General features: G+C 55.0%; 2 protein-coding genes and 1 other RNA gene. 2 read left to right on the top strand and 1 reads right to left on the bottom strand.

Translation table 11 applies throughout. The features are described from left to right. Positions 1-153: 153 nt before the first annotated feature. Positions 154-2,157, top strand: a complete 2,004-nt coding sequence (locus RCH87_RS10255; RefSeq protein WP_306516600.1) for an acyltransferase family protein — start codon at positions 154-156, stop codon at positions 2,155-2,157. On the opposite strand, the gene RCH87_RS10260 is transcribed toward RCH87_RS10255, so the two are convergent. Further along, the gene (locus RCH87_RS10260; protein ID WP_306516601.1) at positions 2,158-3,102 is read right to left on the bottom strand and encodes a DUF4300 family protein; all 945 of its coding nucleotides are present in this window, start codon (positions 3,100-3,102) and stop codon (positions 2,158-2,160) included. Between the two features lie 144 nt (positions 3,103-3,246). Between RCH87_RS10260 and ssrA the strand changes: the two genes are divergently transcribed. Continuing rightward, positions 3,247-3,634, top strand: a transfer-messenger RNA (tmRNA) gene (gene ssrA, locus RCH87_RS10265). The last annotated feature ends 180 nt before the right edge of the window (positions 3,635-3,814 follow it).

Consider the following 3,814-nt stretch of genomic DNA (forward strand, 5'->3'; position numbering starts at 1 on the left):
GATATTAAACGTCGTGACATCAACCGGGAAGTTTCCCGTGAATTAGGGCGCCGTGTGAAGGGCATCAACGTTTAGTAATTTTCGTCGGCAGTGAGGTTTTTCCGGTGAATTGTGTTTTCTTAATGGCGTGCAAGGTGCATAAGGCTGGAATTCATGTCTAAAGCTCGTGCTCGATTGCGGCAAGTTGCAGGCCTCGATGGTTTGCGCGGGTTAGCCGTGGCAGCAGTGGTGGTCTACCACTTCTTTGGCGATGTTCTACCCGGTGGCTATCTCGGCGTTGATATGTTCTTCGTGCTTTCGGGGTTTTTGATCACGTCGCTGTTGTTGCGGGAATATGACACCACCGGAACTCTGAACCTCAAAGATTTCTGGGTGCGTCGTCTGCGCCGGATCATGCCGACGGCGGTTGCTGTGCTGTTGGTGTGCACGGCGATCGTAGGCATCATTGGTGGCGATTTCGCTGTGAATATCCGGACCCAGTTCCTGGGTTCGCTGTTTTTTGTTAGTAACTGGACCCAGATCGCTACTTCTGCCTCCTATTTTGCGGATAGTGAGGTGGAAGTTTTCGCGCATTATTGGTCGCTGGCGGTCGAAGAACAGTTCTACCTACTCTGGCCTCTGGGGCTGTTCGCGCTGCTAGCGGTGTGGGGTGCGCGCAAACGTTTGCACATCGCTTTGGTCTCGTTGCTGGCTGCCTTGGCTTCGGCGATCGCGATGGCCTTGATCTACGATCCGGAAGCAGATCCTACGCGCGTGTACTACGGCACTGATACCCACGCGTTCGGTTTGCTGATCGGTGCCGTTTTGGCGATGCTGATGACCACAAGCAAGTCGAATCCGGCACGTGATTCTTGGCCGGTCTTAGAACTGATGCGGGCACGCTTTTTGGCGGCGGCGATTGGCGTGGTGGCTACGGCCGTCTATGTGGTGCAACTGGTTTTTATGGCTGATGATGGCGTTTTCCCATACTTGGGTGGATTGTTTATCACCAGCCTTGCTGGTGCAGGCATGATTTATGCGGTGGTTTATGAGGTGCGCCCACTGCGCTGGATTTTCGAGTTTTCGGTGATGCGTTATCTCGGCCAGCGCTCTTTTTCGATCTATCTCTGGCACTGGCCGGTGATCATGATCATCCGTGAGCTGGCACCGGAAGAAGCGGTAGATAATCATGCTATGTGGCTGGGATTTCTGGCCCTGGCGATTTCGTTGGGCCTTTCCGAGATGAGCTATCGCTGGATAGAAAATCCTTTCCGACGCAAGGGATATGGCAAAGTCTTCACCAAGGTCTGGGAACACCGGCCACAGAAATCCGCCTCGGCACAGGCCATTGCTACTTGGGCTGTTGGGCTAGTGCTGGTCGTGGGCTCGGTTGGCGGAACTGCCTATGCAGTGGTGAATTCCTCTGCGAAAACGGAGCTGGAGCAAGATTTAGATGCTCTGGCGGAACAAAACCGGCAACAGCGTCAGCAGATGAAGGAGCAAGCCCAGTCTGAAAACGGTGCTGGTGCTGGTGATGATGCCGAATCTGGCGATGATGCCGGTGCTGCCGCCGCAGATAGCAGTGATGGCAAAGACGGCGGAAACTCTAGCGGTGCGGGCACTGCCAGCGAGAGCAAAGCCAAGGACAAAGATGTTGCAGACCGCACCATGCCGACCGGCGATGAGATCACAGCGATCGGAGATTCGGTCATGCTGGCCTCGTATGCGGCACTGGACGCGGAATTCCCCGGTATTTATGTCGATGCTGACGTTTCTCGTGCCTGGGGTGTAGGCATTCAGGTCGCCTCCTCACTGGCTTCGCAAGGACTACTGCGCGATACCGTAGTGCTCGGCTTCGGCACCAACAGCTCAGCGCTTCCTGGCGAAATGGATTCGATGATGGAGGTGCTCGGAGAGGATCGCACAGTAGTCATGGTGCTGCCCTACGGGGATAGATCCTGGATGCCGCATGCCAGAGAACAGATAATTGAGGCAGCGGAGACGCACGATAACGTCTATATCTCTGACTGGTGCACTCACGCGATGCACACTCCTGGTGCACTGCGCGAGGACGGCATCCACCCGGATCCGATCGGTGCGACCGAATACGTCACCGCGATCAAATACGCATTGCAGCAATACGTCAACGGAGACAAAAACACAGACACGCTGTGTTAACTACTTGTTGGCAAACCGCATGCCCTCGATGACTTCGTCGTTATCGAAGATAATGGGTCGGCCGTACTCCAGGTCCGGCCCGTCGTCGTATTTCTGCATCAGATAATCATTCAGCTGCTGGAGATCGCGCACGGTGATGGCCTGATAGGGCATGTCGAAAGCGATTTTTTCCAGGAACAGGTAGCCGTCGGCAAGCGGTACTGCGACACCGGTATGTCCGATAAACAGAGTGGCGGGGTCGGTCAGTGTATCGTGCGAGAACATCGAGATCACCCGTGCGTCGGTGTCTGCAAATTCGATGCCGCGTTCGTCGAAATGCGCGTGAATATCCGCGATATGCTGGGCCGGATCCTGCTGACTGGTCGTCGGTATGTTGCTGTAGAACGCGGCGAATTTCCGGCGCTCTTGTTCATCCAGGATTTCTCCAGGGGCGTTGTTCAGAGATTCCTGGTCGATAAATAGCAAGGATTCGTTTGGATCGTCCTGGTCATTCACGCTGAACAGCGAATCTGCCAGTGTGAAGGTGTTGATCCGGCAATTGGTGCCCGCGTAATTTGCATGGTGCGTTTGCCAGGCGGCGGTGATCGCCGCGACGTCATAGTCCGGATCCTGTGTGCCATAGTCGGTGAATCCATCGCTGACCAGGCTGTCTGTGGGGACGGCCGTGTTGTATTCGTCGACCAGCTCGAAAAACCGCGTGATGCTCTGCTCTGGCACACCGGCATCGGCTAGTGCAGCGCGAGCGGTGTCTTGCGATTGCTTGTCGACGAGATTGCTGACCGTCATTCCGCGCAGAAGCTCTTGCGCTTCGCCGTCGACGGTGGGGAACTGCTGCGAGGTGTTATTAGCAGGAGTCGGCGGTTCTGCCGCCTCGTCGGGTTGTGTACACGCCGTCAAGAGTAGGCTCGCGGTGAACGCGGGGATAAGCAAGACTTTTGTTCGCATTGGTTCATGCTAACGAAATCCCGCTGTGCAATGTCGGCTGCTTATTGTGAGCTTGCTGCTACCTTGGCTGCTTGCTGCTACCTTGGCTGCTTGCTACTACCTTGGGTTCGGTGTATTCTGATGCTACAGGGTTTCCCTAACAGCGGGGTTGATTTGGTTTCGACTTCGTCTGTTGAGCCAGGGGAAGCGTGCCGGTGTAAGGTAACGGCCACCGTAAGCGGCGTTACAACTCAAATAAACGCAGAGAAGAACTCTCAGCGTGACTACGCCCTCGCTGCCTAATTAAATCGCAGCGACCGCGTGTCTGTCAGCCCAAGTTATGCTCTTGGCTTGGAACCTGGCATCGACTAAAGAGCTAGCCTGCTGGCTGAGTTATCAGGGCCAGTAGGGACACTCACTGATAACTGGGCCCATCTTCCGAGACGTGTTCGTGCGAGTCGGAGGGCCGAGCAAGGATCATCCGCGAACTGCGCACGGAGAAGCCCTGGCGATACAACGAAGGACCCGGGTTCAAGTCCCGGCAGCTCCACTTTTTGCATTTCCCCTGGTCGTTAATGACCGGGGGATTTGCTTTATCTGTGCTGGTTATTCGGGGTTTTCGACATTGTGGATAACGGACTGTAAGGGACTGATATAGACTTACATTCGACACAATTTAGGGTTAAACGACAAAAAGTGTGTTTTTTACGGCGTGTCGCCAATTCCCTAGATT

Origin of the sequence: Corynebacterium sp. (assembly GCF_030826625.1) — a bacterium.
In the GTDB taxonomy this organism is placed as follows: domain Bacteria; phylum Actinomycetota; class Actinomycetes; order Mycobacteriales; family Mycobacteriaceae; genus Corynebacterium.